This is a genomic window from Actinoplanes sp. NPDC051633, from assembly GCF_040681735.1.
GTDB lineage: Bacteria > Actinomycetota > Actinomycetes > Mycobacteriales > Micromonosporaceae > Actinoplanes.
The window spans coordinates 1-4630 of sequence record NZ_JBFAZH010000636.1 but is presented as its reverse complement, the minus strand read 5'-3'; the positions used below and the strand labels follow the sequence as shown (position 1 = coordinate 4630).

General features: G+C 73.7%; 4 protein-coding genes. 2 read left to right on the top strand and 2 right to left on the bottom strand.

The window, feature by feature from the left end:
• Positions 1-853 (bottom strand): LarC family nickel insertion protein (locus tag AB0M20_RS28470; RefSeq protein WP_364303358.1); only part of this gene is annotated, 853 nt, incomplete at its 3' end.
• Positions 850-1584: a nickel pincer cofactor biosynthesis protein LarB gene (larB, locus tag AB0M20_RS28465; RefSeq protein WP_364303360.1), complete on the bottom strand. Its 735-nt coding sequence runs from the start codon at positions 1582-1584 to the stop codon at positions 850-852. The genes AB0M20_RS28470 and larB, both read right to left, overlap by 4 nt.
• Positions 1585-1613: 29 nt before the next feature.
• On the opposite strand from larB, the gene larE reads away from it, so the two are divergent.
• Both larE and AB0M20_RS28455 read left to right on the top strand, forming a co-directional pair.
• Positions 1614-2453 (top strand): ATP-dependent sacrificial sulfur transferase LarE, encoded by an 840-nt coding sequence (gene larE, locus AB0M20_RS28460; protein WP_364303356.1) that lies wholly within the window; start codon positions 1614-1616, stop codon positions 2451-2453.
• A 107-nt stretch (positions 2454-2560) separates the two neighbouring features.
• The coding region (locus tag AB0M20_RS28455) for an SDR family oxidoreductase (protein WP_364303353.1) at positions 2561-4630 on the top strand (2070 nt) is incomplete at its 3' end.

The following is a 4630-nucleotide window of genomic DNA, read 5'->3' as shown; positions in this document are numbered from 1 at the left end:
CCGACCGCAGCCGGTCCAGCAGATCCGGCCAGATCCGCGGGTCGAGGTCGTCGACCGTCGCCTCCACCTGGTGCAGCGGTTGGTGCAGCGGCGTCGCCTCGGGCGTCTCGGCGGCGGCCGCTCGCGAGCCGAGCAACACCCGGACCACGTTCGGATGGGTCTCGGGATCGCGGGTGCCGGCGCCGACCCCGGCGGCTCGGGTGGTCATGGCCGGTGGCGGCCCCCACCCGGTGGCGAGGGTGGCCAGCAGGGCGGCGCCGGTCGGGGTGCACAGCTCCATCGGCGCCGGGTGAGCGGCCATCGGCGCGCCGGCGGCCGTGAGGATCTCGAGGACGGCGGGCGCGGGCAACGGCATCCGGCCGTGGGCGGTGGTGGCATGGCCCGAGCCGGCCGCGATCGGCCCCACCACGCGCACCGCGCCCGGCTCGAGCAGGCCGAGGTCTTGCAGGGCGAGCGCGCAGCCGGTGACGTCGGCGATGGCGTCCAGCGCGCCGACCTCGTGGAAGTGCACCTCCTCGACGTCGGTGCCGTGCACCCGCGCCTCGGCCTCGGCCAGCCGGGTGAAGGTCGCCACGGCGAGGTCGCGCACCGGCGCGGGCAACCGGGCCGCGGTCACGATGGCCAGCACGTCGGCCAGATGCCGCTCGGTGCCGGTCTCGGGCGCCACCACGGTCACGTGCGTGGCGCGGAAGCCGTGGCGGCGGACCCCCTCGACGTCCAGCCGGATGGGCTCCACGCGCAACGCGTCCAGGCCGGCCCGGATCGCGGAGACGGTCGCGCCGGCGTCGATCAGCGCGGCGAGGAGCATGTCGCCGGCGGCGCCGTTGGACGCATCGACCCAGATGGCCGTCATGCGGCGCCGATCCGCCGGGCGATGCGGGCGGCCGCCACCCCGGCGCCGAAGCCGTTGTCGACGTTGACGGTGAGCACGCCCGGGGCGCAGCTGTTGACCATCGCCAGCCAGGCGGTGACGCCGTCCATGTTCCAGCCGTATCCGACGCTGGTCGGGACCGCGATCAGCGTGGTGCCGGTCAGGCCGCCCAGCACGGACGGCAGCGCCGCCTCCATGCCGGCCACCGCGACCACCACGTCGGCGGCGTCGATCCGGTCGCGCTCGGCGAGCAGCCGGTGCAGACCGGCGACACCCACGTCGACGACCAGGTCCGGCGCGGACCCGAAGACCTCGATGGTCGCGGCGCACTCGGACATGACGGGCAGATCGCCCGTCCCGGCGCCGACCACGGCAACCCGGCCACGCGGCGTGAGTGGCGTGCCGAGCGTCGCGGTGCGGGCGGCCTCGTTCACGCGTACCCCGGGAAGGGTCTCGCGGCAGCGGGCGATCGCCGCGTCCGAAAGCCGGGTGGCCAGCACCGCGCGGCCCGGGTGTGCGCGGTGCAGCTCGGCCAGGGCGCCGGCGATCTGCTCCGGCGTCTTGCCCGTGCCGAACACCACCTCGGGGTCGCCGGTGCGGGCCGCCCGATCGACGTCCAGCCGCGCGTATCCGAGATCGGCCGTCCGCGCTGCCCGGTCCGCGGGCGGACCGGGCTTTGGTGGCCGGTCCACGCCCTGGTTAGCCTGAGCCATCACGCCCCTTTTCCGTGAAGGAGACCTCCGTGGTCCTGCCGCCCGCCGCGCAGCAGATGCTGAGTGACCTCGCCGGATACGGCCGCACGCTGGTGGCCTTCTCCGGTGGGGTCGACTCTAGTGTCGTGCTGGCCGCGGCCGTCCGGGCACTCGGCGCCGAGCAGGTGATCGCCGTCACCGCCGTGTCCCCGGCCGTTCCGGCGGACGAGATCGCGGCGGCCGAGCAGTTCTGCCGCACGCTCGGCGTCGCCCACCGCAAACTGGCGACCGACGAGATGAGCGTGGCCGGGTACCGGGAGAACGGGCCGACCCGGTGCTACTTCTGCAAGAGCACGCTGCTGGACACCGCCGCCGGGCTGGCCCGCGAGGAGCACTTCGACGCGATCGCGGTCGGCACCAACGCCTCCGACCTCGCCGCCGGTTTCCGTCCCGGCATCCGCGCGGCCGCCGAGCGCGGGGTGCGCACGCCGCTGGCCGACGCCGGGCTGGACAAGGCGGCCGTTCGCGACCTGGCCCGCCACTGGTCGCTGGACACCTGGGACAAACCGGCCGCCGCATGCCTGTCGAGCCGCATCGCGTACGGTCTCACCATCACTCCGGCGCGGCTGGGCCGGGTGGAGCGGGCGGAACGCGCAGTGCGGCGCGTGCTGGCCCCGCACGGCGTCCGGGACCTCCGGGTCCGCGACCTCGGCGGTAGCGTGCGGGTCGAGGTCGACGCGCAGCTCATCGAGTACGCGCGGTCCGACTCGGGCGTGCACTCGGCGCTCGACGAGGCCGGCTTCAAGGGCGTGCCCCTCAATGTCGAGGGCTTCCGTTCCGGGGCGATGAACGAGATGCTGCCCGATGCCGAACGCTGGCGGAACGCGTGAGTGGTTCTGACCACTTTCCGGTTGCACCTTGCATTCGGAAGGATCGAGTACGGTAAGCCCATCGCCGGTGATCAACGTTTGACGGCGCCCGCACGGACAGGTGGAACTTGGGAAATCTGCTACTCACCGGGGCAACCGGGTTTCTCGGGCAGGCAACCCTCGAGCGGGTGCTGGCGAGCTATCCGGATATGCGGATCACGCTCCTGGTCCGTGGACGCAGCGGTCAGCCCGCCGAGGAACGCGTCGCCAAGCTCCTGCGACTTCCGGTCTTCGACCGGTGGCGGGAACGGCTGGGCGAGGAGGCCGCGGCGGCGGAGGTCAGCGAGCGGGTCAGCGTCCTCGACGGCGACCTGGGCAACGCCGACCTCGAGCTGCCCGACAACCTGACCGCGGTGGTGCACGCCGCCTCGACGGTGTCCTTCGACCCCCCGATCGACCAGGCGTTCCGCACCAACGTGCAGGGTGTGCACGACCTGTACCAGGCGGTGCTGCGCTCGGGCGCCCGGCCGCACGTGGTGCACGTGTCGACCGCGTACGTGCAGGGTGTGCACCACGGCGCGGTGCCGGAACGCACGCTCGACCACGACCTCGACTGGCAGACCGAGCTGGCCGCGTCGAAGGTGGCGCGCGCCAACTCCGAGGCCGACTCCCGCCGCCCGGCGGTGCTGCGCGAGCTGCTGGCCGAGGCGCACAAGGAGCACGGCAAGTCGGGCCCGCGCTCGACCGCCGCCGCGGCCGAGGGCAAGCGCCGCGACTGGGTGGAGAAGCAGCTGGTCGAGCACGGCCGGCTGCGCGCGCGGGTGGCCGGGTGGAACGACGTCTACACGTTCACCAAGGCGCTCGGCGAGCGGGTCGCCGAGAGCCTGCTGACCGGCGAGCTGCCGCTGTCGGTGGTGCGGCCGGCGATCGTGGAGAGCGCGCTGCGGCACCCGTACCCGGGGTGGATCCAGGGCTACAAGATGGCCGACCCGCTGATCCTCGCCTACGGCCGCGGGCTGATCGCGGAGTTCCCCGGCCCGCCCGACGGCATCCTCGACCTGATCCCGGTCGACCTGGTGGTGAACGCGGTGCTCGCCGCGGCGACCCAGCCCGCCGAGAAGGTGCCGGCGCCCGAACAGCCGAAGTACTACCACGTCAGCTCCGGCGACCGGAACCCGCTGACCTTCGTCGACATGTACCACCACCTGCGCGACTTCTTCACCGAGCAGCCGATGACCGACGGCGGCTACGGCCACGTGACGCCGCCGACCTGGGAGTTCCCCGGGGCGGCCAAGGCAGACCGGATGCTGCGCACGGCGGAGAAGGTGCTGGACAAGGCGCAGAGCGCGCTGCTGCACGGGCCGCACACCGCCCGGGTCCGGCGCTGGCAGGACGACCTCACCAGGCTCAAGACCGACGCCGACGCGCTGCGCCGCTTCTCCGACCTGTACGGCGACTACGTGCAGAACGAGGCGGTGTACCGCACCGACGCGCTGCTCGCGCTGCACCACGATCTGCCCCCCGACCGGGTCGCCGAGCACGGCTTCGACCCGGCCGACATCGACTGGACGCAGTGGCTGCAGCGCATCCACTTCCCCGCGATCACCGGCAGCCGGCGCGGCGCGGACGCCCGCCGCCGCACCCGTCCGGCGCGCGCGCCGCGGCAGATCAAGCCGGCTGGGGACGGCAGCACGGTCGCCGTCTTCGACCTCGAGGGCACGATCGTCAAGTCGAACGTCATCGAGACCTACCTGATGGCGAAGCTGTCCGACCTGCCGCGCTCGGCCTGGACCGGTGAGCTGGCCGACCTGGCCCGCAGCCTGCCGCGTTACTTCGCCGCGGAGCGGCACGACCGCGGCGAGTTCCTGCGCGCGTTCATGCGCCGCTACGAGGGCGTCGACGAGGCGCGCCTGCAGCAGCTGGTGGCCGACAAGGTCGGCGACGCTCTGCTGCGCCGGGCACAGCCGCAGGCGATCCGGCGGATCCGGCAGCACCGGGCCGCGGGGCATCGCACCATCCTGATCACCGGGACGCTGGACGTGCTCGTGCAGCCGATCGCGGCGCTGTTCGACGAGATGGTGACCAGCCGGCTGCACGTGCGCGACGGGCGCTGCACCGGCTTCCTGGACCGGCCGCCGCTGGTCGGCGAGGCCCGCGCGGCGTGGCTGGCGCAGTATGCGGAGTCGGCCGGCGTGGAC